An 18,427-nucleotide genomic window follows, 5' to 3' on the forward strand; every position below is an offset into this window, starting at 1 on the left:
CATCCGCTCCCGCGCACGCCGACTGGCCGCCGCACCGGAGCGGCCGCCGGGCCGCCCTCCCGCCCGCGCACGACGTTGCGCCGCCGCCCGACCGGGTGCCGGCCACGCGCCCACGGCGCGCATCGTCGATCCGCTGACGCCGGCCCCGATTTCCGCAACCCCGCGTTGCCGACGGCCCGTGCCGCCGGCCGGCACCGCTGTTTCTTTCGCGACCATGGAACCGCATCAAGACAACCATCCTCCCCTGACCCGCGCGATGACGCTGCTGTTCGCCTGCGCGTGCGGCATCGTCATCGGCAACATCTACTACGCGCAGCCGCTGCTCGCCGCGATCGCGCACAGCTTCGGCCGCCCGCCCGCCGAACTCGGCTATCTCGTCACGCTGACGCAGCTCGGCTATGCGGCGAGCCTGCTGCTGATCGTCCCGCTCGGCGACGCGGTCAACCGCCACACGCTGATCGTGCGGCTGCTCGTGCTCAACGTGATCGCGCTGGCCGCCGTCGCGTTCAGCACGAACTTCACGATGTTCGTCGTCGCGAACATCGCGCTCGGCTTCGTCACGTGCTCGACGCAGCTGCTCGTGCCGTTCGCCGCGTCGCTCGCCGACGCGCGCACGCGCGGCCGCGCGGTCGGCACCGTGATGAGCGGGCTGCTGCTCGGCATCCTGCTCGCGCGCGTCGCCGCCGGCGCGATCGCCGACGGGTTCGGCTGGCGCGCGGTGTACGGCATCGCCGCGGCGATGATCCTCGCGCTGACCGGCGTGCTCGCGGTGAAGCTGCCGAAGGATCGCCGCCACGCGCGGCTCGACTACGCGGCGCTGATGCGCTCGCTCGTCGCGCTGGTGCGCGCGCAGCCGCTGATCGCGCTGCGCTCGGCCTACGGCGCGCTCGTGTTCGCGTGCTTCAGCCTGCTGTGGACCGGCCTCACGTTCCTGTTGAGCCAGCCGCCGTACAGCTATTCCGAAGGGCAGATCGGCCTGTTCGGGATCGTCGGCGCGGTGGGCGCGCTCGCGGCGACGTCGGCCGGCCGGCTCGTCGATCGCGGCCACGGCAACGCGGCGACCGGCCTGTTCGCGGCGGCCGTGCTCGCGTCGTTCGCGCTGATCGCGGCCGGCGCGCATTCGCTCGTCGCGCTGATCGCGGGGATCCTGCTGCTCGACGTCGGCGTGCAGGGCATGCACATCTCGAACCAGAGCGTGATCTATGCACTCGCGGGCCACGCGCGCAGCCGCGTGACGACCATCTACCTGACGAGCTACTTCGTCGGCGGCGCATGCGGATCGTTCGCGGCGAGCGTCGCGTACGGCATCGACGGCTGGCGCGGCGTGTGCATCGCGGGCGCCGCGCTCGCGGGCGTGCTGATCGCCCTGTGGCTCGCGTCGCAGCGGATCGGCGCGCGGCAAGTCACGCAATGATCCGGTTTCGCTCCAGCCGATGAAAAAGGCACGCTCCGCCAATCGCGAGCGTGCCTTCTTTGCCTTGCACGCCGTCGCACGCCATCAGCGGACGATCAAGCCGCCGCGTCCGCGAAATCGATCAGCACCTTCATCGCGCGCTGCCGGTCGCCGGCCAGCTCGAACGCGCGGTTCGCGTCGCGCATCGGGAACACGCCCGTCACGGCCGGGCGCAGGTCGACGCGCTCGGCATTGATCAGCTGCACCGCGAGCGCGAATTCCGCATGGAAGCGGAACGAGCCGCAGATCGACAGCTCCTTCGCGACCACGACGTTCTGCGGCAGGCTGACGTCGCCGCCGAGCCCGAGCTGCACGACGACGCCGCGCGGCCGCATCACGTCGAGACCGTCGCGCAGCGCACGCGCATTGCCCGAACACTCGATCATCACGTCGAACGTGCCCTTGTCGGCACCGTAGCGCGTGACCCAGCCGGTGTCGGCCGCCGCGTTGATCGTATGGTCGGCGCCGAGCGCGCGGGCGACCTCGAGCGGCGCATCGACCACGTCGGTCGCGACGATCTCCGCCGCGCCGTGCACCCGCGCCGCCGCGACCGCCAGCACACCGATCGGACCGCACCCCGACACGAGCACGCGCCGCCCGATCAACGGGCCCGCGCGCGACACCGCATGCAGCCCGACCGCGAACGGCTCGGCGAGCGCCGCGAGCGACAGCGGCACATGGTCCGCCACCTTCACGCACTGCGCGGCATCGCACACGAGCGCGTTGCGAAACGCGCCCTGCACGTGCGGCATGCGCATCGCGCTGCCGTAGAAGCGCATGTCGAGACACTGGTTCGGCAGCCCTTCGAGGCAATAGCGGCACGCGCCGCACGGGCGGCTCGGATTCACCGCGACGCGATCGCCGACCTTCACCGACGTCACGTCCGGTGCGACCGCCGCCACCGTGCCGGCAACTTCATGGCCGAGCACCATCGGCTGCTGCAGCCGGATCGCGCCGAAGCCGCCGTGCCGGAAGTAATGGAGATCGGAGCCGCAGATGCCGCCCATCGCGACCTCGACGCACACCTGGCCCGGGCCGATCTCGCCCGCGTCCTGCTCTTCGAGCCGCAGGTCGTTCGGCCCGTGGATCACGAGACACATGCAACGCATACGCATGACAGCCCCCTCAGACGACCGGCGTGAGCAACGGCGCGCCGGCGAAGTGCGCGGCGAGGTTGTCGCGCACGAGCCAGCCCATCGCCTGGCGCGTCTCGACGGTGCCGCTCGCATGATGCGGCTGCAGCAGCACGTTCGGCAACGCGAGGAAACGCGGGTCGATGCGCGGCTCGTTCCAGAACACGTCGAGCGCCGCGCCGGCGATCGCGCCGCGTTCGAGCGCGTCGAGCAGCGCGGGCTCGTCGACGGTCGTGCCGCGCGACACGTTCACCAGATAGCCGCGCGGGCCGAGCGCGTCGAGCACGCCCGCGTCGACGAGGTGGCGGGTCGACGCGCCGCCCGCCAGCGTGACGATCAGCACGTCGCACCAGCCGGCCAGTTCCGCCAGCCGGCCGAAGAAGCGATGCTGGCTGTCGTCGCGCGGCGCGACGTCGAAGTAGCCGAGTTCGACGTCGAAGCCCGACAGCCGGCGCGCGAGCGTCGAACCGATCCGGCCGAAGCCGACGATGCCGACGCGCTTGCCGTACAGGCGCGTGACGAGCGGCATGTCGCCGTCGGACCATGCGCCGGAGCGGACGTACGCGTCGCCGGCGCCGATCCGGCGCAGCAGCGCGAGCGTGAGGCCGACGCCGAGATCGGCGACGTCGCCGGTCAGCACGTCGGGCGTGTTGGTCACGCGGATCCCGCGCTCGCGGGCGGCCGCGAGATCGATCGCATCGGTGCCGACGCCGTAGCACGCGATGATCTCGAGCTTCGGCAGCGCGGCGATCAACGCCGCGTCGGCGCCGAGGTCGCCGCGCGTCGCGATCGCGCGCACGCCGGCGCCGCGTTCGGCGAGGCATGCCGCGCGATCGGCGGCCTCCCACAACCGATGGACGTCGTAGCCGGTCGACAACCATGCGTCGTCCCACGGCTGGTAAGGGCCCGTCATCAGCAGCTCGGGCCGCCGGTTCGATTCGTGCGCCATCTGCGCTTGCTCCTGTCGAAAAGCGTTGAAAGTCGAATGCGTGCCGGGCCGCGTCGGCCGCCCCCCGGCCCGTTCATGCATGCCGTGCGAGCGATTCGGCGTCCGGGGCCGATTGCGCCTGCGCGGCGTCGAGCGGATCGTCGAGATCGCGGTTCAGCGTCTCCGGCATCCGCGCGGTGGTGAACAGCGTGATCAGCGTCAGCAGCACCAGGTACGCGGCGATCGGTACCCACGCATGCACGCCCGCCGCATGGTCGCCGCCGTGCCGCGCGATCACGGTCGCGATGAGCGTCGCGCCGACGAGCGGGGCAATCCCGCCCGCGAGCACGGCCGACACTTCGCGCGAGAACGACACACCCATGTAGCGATGCCGCGCGCCGAACAGTTCGGGCAGCAGCGCGGCCTGCGCGCCGAGCATCCCCCAGTTCGCGAAGCCCTGCGCGATCGAGATCGCGATCACGCTCGCCACCACGTTCCCCTGGCTGAAGATCCACCACACCGGAAACGCGAGCGCGAGCTGCAGCCACGCGAACGTACGGTACACGCGCACGCGGCCGTAGCGATCGCTCAACCGCCCGGCCAGCGGCACCGTGCACGCGCCGACGGTCGCCGCGCACACCAGCGCGAGCGCGCCGATCGGCCCCTTCATCCCGATCACGCCGGCGAGATAGCTGACCGCGAGCGCCTGGTAGATCGACGAGCCGCCGTTCTCGGCCATCCGCAGGCCGATGCCGATCAGCAGCGTGCGCTTCGAATGCCGGACCGCGCTCTTCAGCGGATTCGCCGACACCTTCGCGCGCTTCTCGAGCCGCACGAAGGTCGGCGACTCGTGCAGCCGCACGCGCATGTAGAGTCCGACCGCGACGATCACCGCGCTGAACAGGAACGGCACGCGCCAGCCCCAGCCGTCCGTCACGCGCTCGAGGTTCGCGAGCAGCAGGAAATAGACGGCCGCCGCGAGCAGCGTGCCGAGCTGGATCCCGAGAAACGGCAGCGACGCATAGAAGCCGCGTTTGCCGGGCGGCGCGTATTCGGTCATCAGCACGGCCGCGCCGGCCTGCTCCGCGCCGGCACCCAGGCCCTGCAGGATGCGCAGCAGCACCAGCAGCGCCGGCGCCCAGTAGCCGGCGCTCGCATAGGTCGGCAGCACGCCGATCAGCGTGCTCGCGACGCCCATCAGCAGCACCGTCGCGGTCAGCACGAACTTGCGGCCGACGCGATCGCCGAGCACGCCGAACACGACGCCGCCGAGCGGGCGCACCGCGAAGCCGACGAAGTAGGTGCCGAAGCTCGCGATCAACCGCATCTCGGCGGTTTGCGCGGGAAAGAACAGCGGTCCGAAGACCAGCGCCGACGCGAGCGTGTACAGCGCGAAATCGTAGTATTCGAGCGCGCTGCCGAGCGAGCAGGTCCATGCCGCGCGGTTCAGCTGCTGCGTGTCGACGCCGCGACGCTCGACGGCATCGGCCGGCGCGTCCGTGCCGGGCATTGCATCGCGCCGCGCGGGCGGCGGGGAAGTGCGATCCATCGTTGTCTCCTGTCTCCTGCGTTCCGTTCCGGAACCCGGCGCGAGACGCACCGGGATATCGGCCCGCTCGTGCGGCGGGCTCTTCTGGGCATTCGGATGCCGGCGCGCGCCGGCATTAGCCGGCACTAGCCGGCATTGGCCGGCATCGGCCGGCGCTCACCGGCGCAACGACGCTGCGCTCACGGCGCAAGCGCCGTCGCTCAGACGGCGCTGGTCAGCCCGCCGTCGACGAACAGCGTCTGGCCGTTCACGAAATCGGATGCGGCTGACGCGAGGAAGATCGCCGCGCCGCACAGCTCGTCGACCTGCCCCCAGCGGCCGGCCGGCGTGCGCTTGCACAGCCAGTCGGAGAACGCCGCGTCGTCGACCAGCGCGCGATTCAGTTCGGTCTCGAAATAGCCGGGCGCGAGGCCGTTCGCCTGGATGCCGTGGCGCGCCCAGTCGGCGCACATCCCTTTCGTCAGCATCCGCACCGCGCCCTTCGTCGCCGCATACGGCGCGATCGTCGGCCGCGCGAGCTCGCTCTGCACCGAGCAGATGTTGATGATCTTGCCGCGGCCGCGCGCGATCATGTGGCGCGCCACCGCCTGCGCGACGTTGAACACGCCGTCGAGGTTCACGCGCATCAGTGCGTGCCAGTCGTCCGGGTCGAATGCGTCGAGCGGCGCGCGGCGCTGGATGCCCGCGTTGTTCACGAGGATGTCGATCGCGCCGACGCGCGCCTCGAAATCGTCGATCGCCGCGCGCACCTGCGCGTGCTCGGCGACGTCGAACACTGCGTAGTCGGCCGCGAAGCCTTCCTCGCGGAAATGGCGCGCGAGCATCGCGGCCTTCTCCTCATTGCGATCGTTGATCACGATCGCCGCACCGGCCTCCGCGAGCCCGCGGGCGAGCGTCAGGCCGATCCCGCGTCCGGAACCCGTGATCAGTGCGCGGCGGCCATCCAGGCGGAACCGGTCAAGCGCGTTGTTCATGCATGTCTCCTCGTGCCATCGAGCCGACCGCCGGTCGCGGCCGGTCTCGCGTCGAGGGTATCTTCGGCGCTCGGCCGGGCGTCGCGCCAATGGTCTTTTTTGATCCGGTTATCATGAAATCCGATCACCGTTCTCTTCACCGTTCGCTACCGCCCGCCCACCATGGAACTCAAGCAATTGCGCGCCTTCGTCACGCTCGCGGAAGAACTGCATTTCGGGCGTGCCGCGCAGCGCCTGTTCATCGTGCAGTCCGCGCTGAGCATGCAGATCAAGGCGCTCGAGGAGGATCTGGGCGCACGCCTGTTCGAGCGCGACCGTCACAAGGTCGAGCTCAGCGATACGGGGCGCGTGTTCCTGCCCGAAGCGCGGGCGACGCTGCAGCAGGCCGCGCGCGCGGAGCAGATGGCGCGGCTGTCGAGCCGCGGCGAGATCGGCGCGCTGCGCATCGCGTTCGTGTCGTCGGTGCTGCCGGCGCTGCTGCCGGCCGTGCTGCGCACGATGCGCGAGCGTTATCCGCTGATCGCGCTCGAACTGAAGGATTTGCCGACGCCCGACCAGATCGCCGCGCTGCGCGACCGGCGCATCGATTTCGGGATGATCCGGCTGCCGGCCGCGTATGCGGGCATCGACACGCGCGTGGTGCTCGAGGAAGGCTTCGTGGTCGCGCTGCCGCTCGACCACCCGCTCGCCGCGCACGACACGATTTCACCGTCCGCGTTGCGCGGCCAGCCCGCGTTCGTGCTCGCGCGCCGCTACGCGCCCGGCTTTCACGACGACATGCTGCTGGCACTGAGCCGCGCGGGCACGACACTCGAGATCGCGCAGGAGTTCGGGGAATTCACGACGATGCTCGCGCTCGTCGCGGCCGGCATGGGGATCGGGCTGATCCCGGCGGAAGCCGCGAGCGCGCTGCCGCCGAACGTGCTCGCGCGGCCGCTCGACCTGGCCGGCCACCGGACCGGCATCGGCCTCGCGTGGACCGACCTCGACAGCCCGCTGAAGCGCGCGTTCGTCGACGCGCTCGAGCAGGTGACGGCGAACGCCGCGCAATAAAAAACCCGGCCGGGAAAAATTCCGGGCCGGGCTCGTTCGCCACGCAGGCCGCCGTGCGGCGGCCGCGCGACGTGCGGGATTACTTCGCGTTCGCGAATGCGACTGCCGTATCCAGCATGCGGTTCGAGAAACCCCACTCGTTGTCGTACCAGCTCGACACCTTGACGAGGCGGCCCGACACCTTGGTCAGCGTTGCGTCGAACGTCGACGAAGCCGGGTTGTGGTTGAAGTCGATCGACACCAGCGGTGCGTCGTTGTAGCCGAGGATGCCCTTCAGCGCGCCTTCCGATGCTTCCTTCATGATCGCGTTGACTTCCTCGACCGTCGTGTCGCGCTTCGCGATGAACGACAGGTCGACGATCGACACGTTGATCGTCGGGACGCGGATCGCGTAGCCGTCGAGCTTGCCGTTCAGTTCCGGCAGCACGAGGCCGACGGCCGACGCAGCGCCCGTCTTGGTTGGGATCTGGCTGTGGGTGGCCGAACGCGCGCGACGCAGGTCTTCGTGGTAGACGTCCGTCAGCACCTGGTCGTTCGTGTACGCGTGGATCGTCGTCATCAGGCCGGTTTCGAGGCCGATCTTGTCGTTCAGCGGCTTGACGAGCGGCGCGAGGCAGTTCGTCGTGCACGATGCGTTCGAGATGACGGTGTGCTCGGCCTTCAGCACGTCGTGGTTCACGCCGTAGACGATCGTCGCGTCGACGTCCTTGCCGCCCGGCGCCGAGATGATGACCTTCTTCGCGCCGCCCTTCAGGTGCGCGCTCGCCTTTTCCTTCGTCGTGAAGAAGCCCGTGCATTCCATCACGACGTCGACGCCCAGCTCGCCCCACGGCAGTTCTGCCGGGTTGCGGTTCGCGAGCACGCGGATCTTGTCGCCGTTCACGACGAGGAAGTCGCCGTCGACCGACACTTCGCCCGGGAACTTGCCGTGCGCGGTGTCGTACTGGGTCAGGTGCGCGTTGGTCTTCGCATCGCCCAGGTCGTTGATCGCGACGATCTCGAGATCGTGCTTCTTGCCGTTTTCATAGAACGCGCGCAGCGTGTTGCGGCCGATACGGCCGTAGCCGTTGATTGCGACGCGAATCGTCATGGTCTATCTCCTGATGGCTGAAAAAATTCGTTTCGTGCAGCTTCACGGTGCGACGCGCGCGAGGGGTGGCGCGCGTCGCGAATGCTTTTAGGCCAGCACGGCCTTGGCGGTCTCGACGACGTGCTCGACGGTGAAGCCGAAGTACTTGAACAGCACGCCGGCCGGCGCCGATTCGCCGAACGTGTCGATCCCGACGACGCCGCCTTCGAGGCCGACGTACTTGTGCCAGAACGCGGTCACGCCCGCTTCGATCGCGACGCGGCGCACGCCGTGCGGCAGCACGCGTTCGCGGTATTCGGCGTCCTGGCGGTCGAACACGTTGGTCGACGGCATCGACACGACGCGGGCCGCGATGCCCTGCTGCGCGAGCGGCTCGACGGCCTTCATCGCGAGTTCGACTTCCGAGCCCGTCGCGATCAGGATGATCTTGCGCGCGACGATCTCTTCGTCCCAGTCCTTCAGCACGTAGCCGCCCTTCTCGATGTTCGCGATCTGCGCGTCGGTGCGCGGGTTGAACGCGAGGTTCTGGCGGCTGAAGATCAGGCTCGACGGACGGTCGGCGGCAACCGCGTGGGTCCAGGCGACGGCCGTCTCGACCGTGTCGGCCGGACGCCAGACGTCGTGGTTCGGGATCAGGCGCAGGCTCGACACGTGCTCGATCGACTGGTGCGTCGGGCCGTCTTCGCCAAGGCCGATCGAGTCGTGCGTGAACACGAAGATCGACGGGACCTTCATCAGCGACGCGACGCGCAGCGCGTTGCGGCTGTAGTCGGAGAACGTCAGGAACGTGCCGCCGAACGGCTTGTGGCCGCCGTGCAGCGCGAGGCCGTTGATCGCGGCGCTCATGCCGAATTCGCGCACGCCGTAGTTGATGTGGTTGCCGAGCAGCACGCCCGCGCCTTCCGGATTCGCGCGGACCGCCTTCGATGCCTTCCAGTTGGTCAGGTTCGAGCCGGTCAGGTCGGCCGAGCCGCCGAGCAGCTCCGGCAGTGCGGCGGCGAGCCCTTCGATCGCCTGCTGCGACGCCTTGCGGGTCGCGACCGTCTCGGCGCGCTCGTTCGCACCGGCGATGATCGCCGCAGCCTTCTCGGCCCAGTCGGCCGGCAGCTTGTTGGCCATCCGGCGCTCGAATTCGGCGGCTTCTGCCGGGAACTTCGCGCGATAGGCGGCGAACGTCGCGTCCCATTCGGTCTCGGCGCGCTTGCCGGCTTCCTTCGCGTCCCACGCTGCGTAGACTTCCTGCGGAATCACGAACGGCTCCCAGGTCCAGCCGAGGGCCGCGCGCGTCTTCGCGATTTCTTCCGCGCCGAGCGCCGCGCCGTGCACGTCGTGGCCGCCCGCCTTGGTCGCGGCGCCCTTGCCGATCACCGTCTTGCAGCAGATCAGCGTCGGCTTGTCCGACAGCTTCGCCTTCGCGATCGCCGCGTCGACCGCGTCGACGTCATGGCCGTTCACGTTCGGGATCACGTTCCAGCCGTACGCTTCGAAGCGCTTCGGCGTGTCGTCGTGGAACCAGTTCACGACGTCGCCGTCGATCGAGATGCCGTTGTCGTCGTACAGCGCGATCAGCTTGTTCAGCTTCAGCGTGCCCGCGAGCGAGCAGGCTTCGTGCGAGATGCCTTCCATCAGGCAGCCGTCGCCGAGGAACACGTACGTGTGGTGATCGACGATCTTCGCGCCGTCACGGTTGAACTCGTCGGCCATCAGCGCTTCGCCGAGCGCCATGCCGACCGCGTTCGCGAGACCCTGGCCGAGCGGGCCGGTGGTCGTCTCGACGCCCGGCGTGATGCCGTATTCCGGGTGGCCCGGCGTCTTCGAGTGCAGCTGGCGGAAGTTCTTCAGCTCTTCCATCGGCAGGTCGTAGCCGGTCAGGTGCAGCAGCGAGTACAGCAGCATCGAGCCATGGCCGTTCGACAGCACGAAGCGGTCGCGGTCCGCCCAGTGCGGGTTCGTCGGGTTGTGCTTCAGGTGGCGCGACCAGAGCGCGACGCCGATTTCGGCCATGCCCATCGGCATGCCGGGGTGGCCGGAGTTCGCTTGCTGGACGGCGTCCATCGCGAGCGCACGGATCGCATTGGCCATCAGGGTGGTGGAGGCGGGAGACGAAGTCGTCATGTCGAGTCCGGAGAACGAGTCGAGGAAACGGGGGCACGGCGGCATCCGGAAGCTCGAGCGTCAATCGTTCCCGGCGCGCAGTGCGGCGCCTGACGGACGCGAAGCGGACGGAGCCTACGGACGGGGCTGCAAAGCTCGTCATTTTAACAGATGGGCTGACATTTCCCTTGTCGGCGCGTAGTGTTCCGGCACGGTTTTCCGCCAAACCGCCCGCCTCCTATAATTCAGACGTCGGAACTGTCTGCCCGAGCGGCCCGCCCGTGAACACGACCCTTCTCTTCCATCCCACGCCCGACGTCGCGTACGGCTTCCCGAACGCACGCCGGCTCGCGCACGTCGCGTCGCCGCACCAGCACATCGAGGTCTGGGAAACCCCGCAGCTCGGCCGCCTGTTCACGCTGGACGGCCGGCCGATGACGTCGGTCGGCGACGAATACGTGTACCACGAGTGCATGACGCACCCGGCCGCGCTTGCGCATCCGTGCCCGAGGAAGGCGCTCGTGCTCGGCGGGGGCGACGGCGGCGCCGCGCGCCAGCTGCTCAAGCACGCGTGCATCGAGCGGATCGTCGTCGCGGAGCTCGACGACGAGGTGGTCGGCATGGCGCGCCGCTATCTCGACGACGTGCACCAGGGCGCGCTCGACGACCCGCGCGTCGCGATCGTGATCGGCGACGCCGCGCATTTCGTCGCGTCGACCGTCGAGCATTTCGATCTCGTCGTGTTCGACCTCACGCCGCCCGACTCGCCGGCAGCCGGCCTCTATACACGCGAGTTCTACGCGCGGCTCAAGCGGATCCTCACGCCGTGCGGCGCGATCTCGATGCATCTCGGCTCGCCGGTGTTCCACACGGCGCGCATCGCCGCGCTGCTCGACGATCTGCGCGCGAGCTTCGCGGTCGTCGATCCACTGTCCGCGCACGTGCCGCTGTACGGATCCCAGTGGCTGATGGCGATCGCGAGCGACACGCTCGACGCGGCCGCGCTGTTCGCGCACGACATCGACGAACGGCTCGCCGCACGCCGCGTGCAGGGCTTGCGCTACTACGACGCGCGACTCCATGCGGCCCTCTTTGCCCTGCCGCGCGCGCTGCGCGATACACTGGGCGTTCGTCGCTGAGCTGCCCGGCGGAGCATCGCTTCGCGGGCGGGCCACGCTTTCTGCCGCGCCCGACCCGCCACGCGCGTGCCCGGCGCGACGCAGGCGGCCCGCCTGCGTATCCTCTGCACAGCGCGGTGCCGCCCCGGGCACCCGCGCGCCAATATCCGTTGGACTGCAAAGCATGGGACCGGAGTCACCGCTCAAGCGCCAACCCCGTTCGACAGGAGATTTCATGACCGATCCACGTCCGGCCAACGTGCCTTGGTTGACGCCTTACCTGGCCGTGCGCAATGCGCACGCGACCATCGAGTTCTTCAAGGCCGCTTTCGGTTTCGAATTGCGCGACGTCCTCGACGAGGACGGCGCGATCATGCACGTCGAGATGACCTACCGCGGGCAGCTGATCGTGATGTTCGCGCCCGAAGGCGCCTTCGGCTCGATCGCGCTCACGCCGAAGAGTGCGCACGCAACCGCTCCGCAGTCTTTCTACCTGTATGTCGACGACGTCGACGCAACCTGGCAGCGCGCGCTCGACGCGGGCGCGCAATCGCTGACCTCGCCGCAAGATCAGTTCTGGGGCGACCGCTTCGCCCAGATCGAGGATCTCGACGGCTACCGCTGGGCGCTCGCGCGCCGCCTGGCTGCATGAACGGAGCCGCGATACGCATGAGTGAAGCCACCACCACCGCGGCCGTGCCGCGTTTCTTCGTCGAAGCGGCGCTGCGCGCCGATACGACGCTCGCGTTGCCGGCCGACGTCGCGCGGCACGCGCAAGTGCTGCGGCTGCAGCCCGGCGACGCGCTCGCGCTGTTCGACGGCAGCGGCGGCCAGTACCGCGCGCGGCTCGTCGAGATCGACAAGCGCGGCGCGCTCGCGCAGCTCGAAGCGTTCGATCCGGCCGAGGCCGAGCCGCCCTATCGCGTGACGCTGGCGCAAGGCATCGCCGGCGGCGACAAGATGGACTGGGTGATCGAGAAGGCCGTCGAGCTTGGCGTCGCGGCGGTCGTGCCGCTGTCGACGGCGCGCGGCGTCGTGAAACTGTCCGGCGAGCGCGCGGACAAGCGCGTCGCGCACTGGCGCGGCGTCGTGCGCGCATCGTGCGAACAATGCGGGCGCAACCGCGTGCCCGACGTCGCGCCGGTACGCGGCTTCGGCGCGTGGCTCGATACGCTGCCGGCCGCGCCGGCCGACGGCGAGCTGCGGCTGCTGCTGTCGCCGCGCGCGAGCATCCCGTTTGCGTCGCTGCCCGACGCGCCGCCCGCGGCGGCCGTCACGCTGCTGATCGGGCCCGAAGGCGGGCTGTCGCCGGACGAGGAACACGCGGCCCGCGCGCACGGGTTCACCGCGTTGTCGCTCGGCCCGCGCGTGCTGCGCACCGAGACGGCCGGCGCGGCCGTGCTGGCGGCGCTGGCCGCGCGCTGGGGCGGATGGTGATGCGTCGGGGCGCGGCCGGCGTGGCATGCGCCCGAAATGACCGACGCCGGCCCGATGCCTGACGCACGTTCGGACCGACGCCGCGCGTGACTTCCCGGCGCCCATCGGCCGGAACGCAGACGCAAAAAAGCCCGCGCGATGCGGGCTTTTTGCCGAATCGGCCGCGCTCGGGCGGCCAGCGGATCCGCGCTTTACGCGAACGAATAGAACACGCGGAACGCGACCTTGCGCTCGGCCCAGAACTCGGCGGCTTCGCGGAACACGTCGAGCAGCGTCTCGCGCCCTTCCTTGTCGAATTTCTGCGCGATCGGCAACCCTTCGAGAACGATCACGAAACCGGGCTGCGCGCCGGCCTTCGCGACGAGGTCGGTCAGGCAGTCGTACAGCGCGTCGTAGTTCTTGCCGAAATGCTTCGGAAACAGGAACGACGTCGCGATCGTCTCCATCACTTCCTGCTTCGACTGCGCGGCACCGCAATACGCGTACAGGAAATGCTGGCCGAGCCGGCCGGCTTCGTCGGCGAGATCCTGCACGCGGAACGCGCGGATCGACTGCACGAGATTGGGTCGCACGGTCGTGAAAAGGCTCATAGGCTCCTCGTTCGATGAAAGCCCGGGCTCGGCTTCCTGTTGCTCCGCCGCGACGCCAGCCTGTGCCGCCGCGTGAAGTTGGATCACGCGCTGAAACAGGTTGCCGTCGCCGGCCGCGAACAGTTCCGCCGCCGCCGTATCGTGCGCGTAGATGGAGTCGCTCATGCCGTTCATCCCGAAGTCATTCAACAATACGTTTAAAACTGTTGTAGTGGTCGTCCGTGTAATAACAGTTGTCGATCCGGCGCAATGGCCCGCCACAGACGATCCGGCGCGCGCCGCGATTGCGCGCGCGCGGCGTCGGCACCGTGTACTCGTGGTAGTAGCCGCGCTTCGCCTTCGGCAGGATCCGCTCGCGGTTGCCGAAGACGACGCCGTCCTTCTCGTACGGATAGGGGCCACCGGCGCCGATCAGGCCAAGCGTGGTCACGGCCTCGCGCGGCAGACGGGCGGTCGGGATCGTATCGACCCCGCCGACGGCCAGGTCGGCCGAAACGGCCTGCCGTGCGTAAGCGGCGGAAACCAGACTGCCCGTCGGTGTACCGACGATACCCATCGCGAACATCGCGAAGACGGACGCGAGCGCGCCGTTGCGGAGCCACTTGCGTGCCATGAACCAGGGTTCCCGCTGTTAAATCAAGTAGTTGACGACCAACCAAAGGCGTTAGCGTAGCGCTATTGTCCGCGCGAATCAATGTTCGTTTGGGAACCGAAAGGCTGGCTCCGCCCCGAATCGCGCATTTTTTACCGAAATAAGACTACATTTATCTTACGTGAGATAAAATATCCGCGGCATCTCTCGCATGGCAAGACCTGCCTCCTTGCCACGCCCGCTAACCTGGGTGGAGAGATGCCGCTGTTGCTTATGGGAAGCGCGTTTGCGCCCTGCCCGCGGCGTGCCCATTGCGGGCACGCCTCTTTTTGCTTTTGTTTACAATTTCGCCCGCCGCGCGGCAGCGGTTCGACCGACGCCGCGCGTTCATTCCGCTCAGCGTGCGGCGTTCACGTCGGCGACCAGCAGCGCCGCCATGTTGACGATGCGGCGAACGGTCGCCGATTCGGTCAGCACGTGCACCGGCTGGGCCGCGCCCAGCAGGATCGGCCCGATCGCGATGTTGTTGCCGGCCGCCGTCTTCAGCAGGTTGTACGCGATGTTCGCGGCATCGATGTTCGGCAGGATCAGCAGGTTCGCGTCGCCTTCCAGCGTCGATTCCGGCAGGATTTCCTTGCGCAGCGCCGCGTCGAGCGCGACGTCGCCGTGCATTTCGCCGTCGACCTTCAATTCCGGCGCACGTTCTTGCAGGATCGGCGAGCGTATCGCGCATCTTCTTGCGCCGAAGGCGCGTTGCTCGTGCCGAAGTTGGAATGCGACAGCAGCGCGACCTTCGGTTCGATGCCGAAGCGGCGCACTTCCTCGGCAGCCATGATCGTGATCTCGGCGAGTTGCTCCGGGGTCGGATCCACGTTCACGTGCGTGTCGACCAGGAAGATCTGGCGGCCCGGCAGCACGAGGCCGTTCATCGCCGCGTACACGCTGCAGCCCGGGCGCTTGCCGATCACCTGGTCGATGAAGTGCAGGTGGCGGTGCGTGGTGCTGATCGTGCCGCAGATCATCCCGTCCGCCTCGCCCTTCTTCACCAGCATCGAGCCGATCAGCGTCGTGCGGCGGCGCATCTCGACACGGGCCAGCTGCTCGCTGATGCCCTTGCGCGCCATCATCTTGTGGTACGTCTGCCAGAAATCGCGGTAGCGCTCGTCGTGCTCGGTGTTGACGACCGTGAAGTCGGTGCCCGGCGTGAGGCGCAGGCCGTAACGCTGGATACGGTGCTCGATCACCGACGGACGGCCGATCAGGATCGGCTTCGCGAGTTTCTCGTCGACGATGATCTGGACGGCGCGCAGCACGCGCTCTTCCTCGCCTTCCGCGAACACGACGCGCTTCTTCTCCGCCGGCGCGCTGCGCGCGAGCTGGAAGATCGGCTTCATCGTCGTGCCGCTGTGATACACGAATTGCTGCAGGTGCTGCTTGTACGCTTCCATGTCCTCGATCGGGCGCGTCGCGACGCCGCCGTCCATCGCGGCCTGCGCGACGGCCGGCGCGATCTTGACGATCAGGCGCGGATCGAACGGCTTCGGAATCAGGTATTCGGGCCCGAACGACAGGTCCTGGATCCCGTAGGCGGTCGCGACGATGTCGCTCTGCTCGTGCTGCGCGAGTTCGGCGATCGCGTTGACGACCGCGATTTCCATTTCACGCGTGATCGTCGTCGCGCCGACGTCGAGCGCGCCGCGGAAGATGAACGGGAAGCACAGGACGTTGTTGACCTGGTTCGGGTAGTCGGTGCGGCCGGTCGCGAGAATCGCGTCGGGGCGCACTTCGAGCGCCAGTTCCGGCAGGATTTCCGGCGTCGGGTTCGCGAGCGCGAGGATCAGCGGGCGCTCGGCCATGCCCTTCACCATCTCCTGCTTCAGCACGCCGGCGGCCGACAGGCCGAGGAAGATGTCCGCGCCGTCGATCACCTCGGCCAGCGTGCGGGCTTCGGTTTCGCGGGCAAAACGCTCCTTGTCCGGATCCATCAGCTCGGTGCGGCCCTTGTAGACCACGCCGGCCAGGTCGGTCACCGTGATGTTCTCGAGCGGCAGGCCGATGTCGACCAGCAGGTCCAGGCACGCCAGCGCGGCCGCGCCCGCGCCCGACGCGACGAGCTTCACCTTCTTGATGTCCTTGCCGACGACCTTCAGGCCGTTCGTGACGGCCGCGGCCACGACGATCGCGGTGCCGTGCTGGTCGTCGTGGAACACCGGGATCTTCATCCGCTTGCGCGCTTCGCGCTCGACGATGAAGCAGTCCGGCGCCTTGATGTCTTCCAGGTTGATGCCGCCGAAGGTCGGCTCCAGCGCGGCGATCACGTCGACCAGCTTGTGCGGGTCCGACTCGTTCAGCTCGATGTCGAACACGTCGATGCCGGCGAACTTCTTGAACAGTACCGCCTTGCCTTCCATCACCGGCTTCGACGCGAGCGGGCCGATGTTGCCGAGCCCCAGCACCGCCGTGCCGTTCGTGACGACGCCGACCAGGTTGCTGCGCGCGGTGAAGCGCGCGGCGTTCAGCGGGTTCTCGACGATCTCCTCGCACGCATACGCGACACCCGGCGAATACGCGAGCGCGAGGTCGCGCTGGTTGATCATCTGCTTGGTCGGTGCGATCGCGATCTTCCCCGGGGTCGGGAATTCGTGATAGTCGAGAGCGGCTTCGCGGAGCTTGGCTTTGGAGGAGGCTTGGGTCGACATGTGTCTCGTGGCGGGCGGATTAGAATGACTGTTCGACGGCATTGTAGCGCCAATCGAAGGCCGTCAGACCTGCGATTCGGGTGCGACAGCCGCGACATAAATGTACTGAACGGTGCAGGAACGGCACCGCTCGCTGCGTACAATGCCATTCCTTTCACCGCTTCCGGGTTCCTCCGCCGTGCCAGCCGCCCTGTCCGAGTTTTCGCTGATCGATCGCTTCTTCGCGCGCCGCGCGGCCCGGGGGGCGCGTGCGTCGACGCTCGGCATCGGTGACGATTGCGCGCTGATCGCGCCGCGATCCGGAAAATTGCTGGCCATTTCGACGGACATGCTGGTCGAGGGCCGCCATTTCTTCCCCGATGTCGCGCCCGACGCGCTCGGCCACAAGACGCTCGCGGTCAACCTGTCGGATCTCGCGGCGATGGGCGCCGAGCCGCGCGCGTTCACGCTCGCGTGCGCGCTGCCGCGCGCCGACGCGGCGTGGCTCGAGGCATTCAGCAACGGCCTGTTCGCGCTCGCCGAGCGGTTCGGCTGCGAGCTGATCGGCGGCGACACGACGAGCGGGCCGCTGAACCTGTGCGTGACCGTGTTCGGCGAAGTCGCGCCGGATGCGGCGCTGCGGCGCGACGCCGCGCGCGACGGCGACGACGTCTGGGTGTCCGGCACGCTCGGCGACGCGCGCGCGGGGCTCGGGCTCGCGCGCGGCGAATGGAGCGCCGGCGCGGCCGAAGCCGCCGCGTTCCGGCACGCACTCGAGCGCCCGGAGCCGCGCATTGCGCTCGGGCTCGCGCTCGCGGGCGTCGCGCATGCGGCGCTCGACATCTCGGACGGCCTCGCCGGCGACCTGCGGCACATCCTGGCCCGCTCGAACGTGCGCGCCGAGATCGACGCCGACGCGGTGCCGCGCTCGGCCGCGCTCGCGACGCTGCCGCCCGACGTGCAGCGACGCTGCACGCTGGCCGGCGGCGACGACTACGAGCTGTGCTTCACCGCGCCGGCCGCGGCCCGCGCGGCGATCGAGGCAGCGGGCGCGAGCGCCGGGGTTCCGGTCACACGAGTCGGTACAATACATGCGTTGTCCTCGCCGTCGGAGCAGCCCGCGATCGCGTGGCGCGACGCCGCCGGCGCGCCCCTGACTCTCACGTTGCACGGTTTCGACCACTTCCATGCAGACTGACCCGACGACCGCGCAATCCGCGGCCGCGCCCGGCGCCGCCCGGAACGCGCCGCGGCGCGCCACCGCGCGCTTCATGCTGTCGCACCCGGCGCACATCGTGTCGCTCGGCTTCGGCAGCGGGCTCGCGCCGTTCATGCCCGGCACGTTCGGCACGCTGTTCGGCTGGCTCGCGTTCGTCGTGCTCAACCGCTACCTGACGGTGCCCGAATGGTGGGCGCTGATCGCGGTCGGTTTCGCGGCGGGCACGTGGGTCACCGGTTTCACCGCACGCAGGATGGGCACGAGCGATCCGGGCGCCGTCGTCTGGGACGAGATCGTCGCGATCTGGCTCGTGATGCTGTTCGTCACGCCCGCGACCTTCATCGGCCAGTTGTGGGCGTTCGTCGTGTTCCGCTGCTTCGACATGCTCAAGCCGCCGCCGATCCGCTATTTCGACCGTCGCGTGAAAGGCGGGCTCGGCATCATGGTCGACGACCTGATCGCCGCGTTCATGACGCTGCTCGTGATCGCCTTCTGGCGCTCCGTCGTCGGCTGACCGAT

15 protein-coding genes and 1 pseudogene are annotated in these 18,427 nt (G+C 68.9%); 7 read left to right on the plus strand and 9 right to left on the minus strand.

Going from position 1 to position 18,427, the window contains the following annotated elements; genetic code table 11:
• Window positions 1-214: 214 nt before the first annotated feature.
• A complete protein-coding gene (locus PL79_RS29400; protein WP_044844166.1) occupies window positions 215-1,414 on the plus strand; it encodes an MFS transporter in 1,200 nt (399 codons plus the stop codon).
• A gap of 95 nt (window positions 1,415-1,509) precedes the next feature.
• On the opposite strand, the gene PL79_RS29405 is transcribed toward PL79_RS29400, so the two are convergent.
• From PL79_RS29405 to PL79_RS29420, 4 genes are all read right to left on the minus strand, one after another.
• On the minus strand, window positions 1,510-2,568 hold the full coding sequence (locus PL79_RS29405; RefSeq protein WP_044844167.1) for an L-idonate 5-dehydrogenase: 1,059 nt from the start codon (window positions 2,566-2,568) through the stop codon (window positions 1,510-1,512).
• A 10-nt stretch (window positions 2,569-2,578) separates the two neighbouring features.
• The gene (locus PL79_RS29410; RefSeq protein ID WP_044844168.1) at window positions 2,579-3,535 is read right to left on the minus strand and encodes a 2-hydroxyacid dehydrogenase; all 957 of its coding nucleotides are present in this window, start codon (window positions 3,533-3,535) and stop codon (window positions 2,579-2,581) included.
• Between the two features lie 73 nt (window positions 3,536-3,608).
• Window positions 3,609-5,063 (minus strand): MFS transporter, encoded by a 1,455-nt coding sequence (locus tag PL79_RS29415; protein ID WP_082088466.1) that lies wholly within the window; start codon window positions 5,061-5,063, stop codon window positions 3,609-3,611.
• 200 nt (window positions 5,064-5,263) lie between these two features.
• Window positions 5,264-6,037, minus strand: a complete 774-nt coding sequence (locus PL79_RS29420; RefSeq protein ID WP_044844170.1) for an SDR family NAD(P)-dependent oxidoreductase — start codon at window positions 6,035-6,037, stop codon at window positions 5,264-5,266.
• 162 nt (window positions 6,038-6,199) lie between these two features.
• Here PL79_RS29420 and PL79_RS29425 point away from each other — a divergent pair, with 162 nt between their 5' ends.
• Window positions 6,200-7,090, plus strand: a complete 891-nt coding sequence (locus PL79_RS29425) for a LysR family transcriptional regulator (protein ID WP_044844171.1) — start codon at window positions 6,200-6,202, stop codon at window positions 7,088-7,090.
• 79 nt (window positions 7,091-7,169) lie between these two features.
• On the opposite strand, the gene gap is transcribed toward PL79_RS29425, so the two are convergent.
• Both gap and tkt read right to left on the minus strand, forming a co-directional pair.
• Entirely contained in the window at window positions 7,170-8,180 is a 1,011-nt protein-coding gene (gene gap, locus PL79_RS29430) for a type I glyceraldehyde-3-phosphate dehydrogenase (protein WP_044844172.1), read from the minus strand.
• An 87-nt stretch (window positions 8,181-8,267) separates the two neighbouring features.
• Window positions 8,268-10,340: a transketolase gene (gene tkt, locus PL79_RS29435; RefSeq protein WP_044844173.1), complete on the minus strand. Its 2,073-nt coding sequence runs from the start codon at window positions 10,338-10,340 to the stop codon at window positions 8,268-8,270.
• Between the two features lie 215 nt (window positions 10,341-10,555).
• On the opposite strand from tkt, the gene speE reads away from it, so the two are divergent.
• The 3 genes from speE to PL79_RS29450 all read left to right on the plus strand — a co-directional run bounded on the left by speE (window position 10,556) and on the right by PL79_RS29450 (window position 12,829).
• Window positions 10,556-11,413 carry a polyamine aminopropyltransferase gene (gene speE / locus PL79_RS29440; RefSeq protein ID WP_044844174.1) on the plus strand — a complete coding sequence of 286 codons (858 nt, stop codon included), beginning with the start codon at window positions 10,556-10,558 and terminating at the stop codon, window positions 11,411-11,413.
• 214 nt (window positions 11,414-11,627) lie between these two features.
• Window positions 11,628-12,044, plus strand: a complete 417-nt coding sequence (locus PL79_RS29445; RefSeq protein ID WP_044844175.1) for a VOC family protein — start codon at window positions 11,628-11,630, stop codon at window positions 12,042-12,044.
• Between the two features lie 17 nt (window positions 12,045-12,061).
• On the plus strand, window positions 12,062-12,829 hold the full coding sequence (locus PL79_RS29450) for a 16S rRNA (uracil(1498)-N(3))-methyltransferase (RefSeq protein ID WP_044844176.1): 768 nt from the start codon (window positions 12,062-12,064) through the stop codon (window positions 12,827-12,829).
• 191 nt (window positions 12,830-13,020) lie between these two features.
• Here the strand turns inward: PL79_RS29450 and PL79_RS29455 are convergent, their stop codons facing one another.
• The 3 genes and pseudogenes from PL79_RS29455 to PL79_RS29465 form a co-directional block, all read right to left on the minus strand.
• Window positions 13,021-13,584 carry a barstar family protein gene (locus PL79_RS29455; RefSeq protein ID WP_044844247.1) on the minus strand — a complete coding sequence of 188 codons (564 nt, stop codon included), beginning with the start codon at window positions 13,582-13,584 and terminating at the stop codon, window positions 13,021-13,023.
• Between the two features lie 16 nt (window positions 13,585-13,600).
• Window positions 13,601-14,032 carry a ribonuclease gene (locus PL79_RS29460; RefSeq protein ID WP_006760307.1) on the minus strand — a complete coding sequence of 144 codons (432 nt, stop codon included), beginning with the start codon at window positions 14,030-14,032 and terminating at the stop codon, window positions 13,601-13,603.
• Window positions 14,033-14,407: 375 nt separating this feature from the next.
• Window positions 14,408-16,752 (minus strand): annotated as a pseudogene (locus tag PL79_RS29465) (NADP-dependent malic enzyme).
• Between the two features lie 136 nt (window positions 16,753-16,888).
• Here PL79_RS29465 and thiL point away from each other — a divergent pair.
• Both thiL and PL79_RS29475 read left to right on the plus strand, forming a co-directional pair.
• The gene (thiL, locus tag PL79_RS29470; RefSeq protein WP_044844178.1) at window positions 16,889-17,887 is read left to right on the plus strand and encodes a thiamine-phosphate kinase; all 999 of its coding nucleotides are present in this window, start codon (window positions 16,889-16,891) and stop codon (window positions 17,885-17,887) included.
• The gene (locus PL79_RS29475; RefSeq protein WP_044844179.1) at window positions 17,877-18,422 is read left to right on the plus strand and encodes a phosphatidylglycerophosphatase A family protein; all 546 of its coding nucleotides are present in this window, start codon (window positions 17,877-17,879) and stop codon (window positions 18,420-18,422) included. The genes thiL and PL79_RS29475 overlap by 11 nt, the downstream gene beginning before the upstream one ends.
• Window positions 18,423-18,427 lie beyond the last annotated feature (5 nt).

The sequence above is a fragment of the Burkholderia sp. USMB20 genome, from assembly GCF_000949135.2.
Lineage (GTDB): Bacteria > Pseudomonadota > Gammaproteobacteria > Burkholderiales > Burkholderiaceae > Burkholderia.

What these genes read in the sequence shown, in the direction of transcription:
- PL79_RS29420 (WP_044844170.1), bottom strand. Translation starts at nt 6,037, where the DNA reads ATGAACAACGCGCTTGACCGGTTCCGCCTGGATGGCCGCCGCGCACTG.
- PL79_RS29475 (WP_044844179.1), top strand. Translation starts at nt 17,877, where the DNA reads ATGCAGACTGACCCGACGACCGCGCAATCCGCGGCCGCGCCCGGCGCC.
- PL79_RS29460 (WP_006760307.1), bottom strand. Translation starts at nt 14,032, where the DNA reads ATGGCACGCAAGTGGCTCCGCAACGGCGCGCTCGCGTCCGTCTTCGCG.
- PL79_RS29450 (WP_044844176.1), top strand. Translation starts at nt 12,062, where the DNA reads ATGAGTGAAGCCACCACCACCGCGGCCGTGCCGCGTTTCTTCGTCGAA.
- gap (WP_044844172.1), bottom strand. Translation starts at nt 8,180, where the DNA reads ATGACGATTCGCGTCGCAATCAACGGCTACGGCCGTATCGGCCGCAAC.
- PL79_RS29405 (WP_044844167.1), bottom strand. Translation starts at nt 2,568, where the DNA reads ATGCGTATGCGTTGCATGTGTCTCGTGATCCACGGGCCGAACGACCTG.
- PL79_RS29445 (WP_044844175.1), top strand. Translation starts at nt 11,628, where the DNA reads ATGACCGATCCACGTCCGGCCAACGTGCCTTGGTTGACGCCTTACCTG.
- PL79_RS29415 (WP_082088466.1), bottom strand. Translation starts at nt 5,063, where the DNA reads ATGGATCGCACTTCCCCGCCGCCCGCGCGGCGCGATGCAATGCCCGGC.
- PL79_RS29400 (WP_044844166.1), top strand. Translation starts at nt 215, where the DNA reads ATGGAACCGCATCAAGACAACCATCCTCCCCTGACCCGCGCGATGACG.
- PL79_RS29410 (WP_044844168.1), bottom strand. Translation starts at nt 3,535, where the DNA reads ATGGCGCACGAATCGAACCGGCGGCCCGAGCTGCTGATGACGGGCCCT.
- PL79_RS29455 (WP_044844247.1), bottom strand. Translation starts at nt 13,584, where the DNA reads ATGAGCGACTCCATCTACGCGCACGATACGGCGGCGGCGGAACTGTTC.
- tkt (WP_044844173.1), bottom strand. Translation starts at nt 10,340, where the DNA reads ATGCCGCCGTGCCCCCGTTTCCTCGACTCGTTCTCCGGACTCGACATG.
- PL79_RS29425 (WP_044844171.1), top strand. Translation starts at nt 6,200, where the DNA reads ATGGAACTCAAGCAATTGCGCGCCTTCGTCACGCTCGCGGAAGAACTG.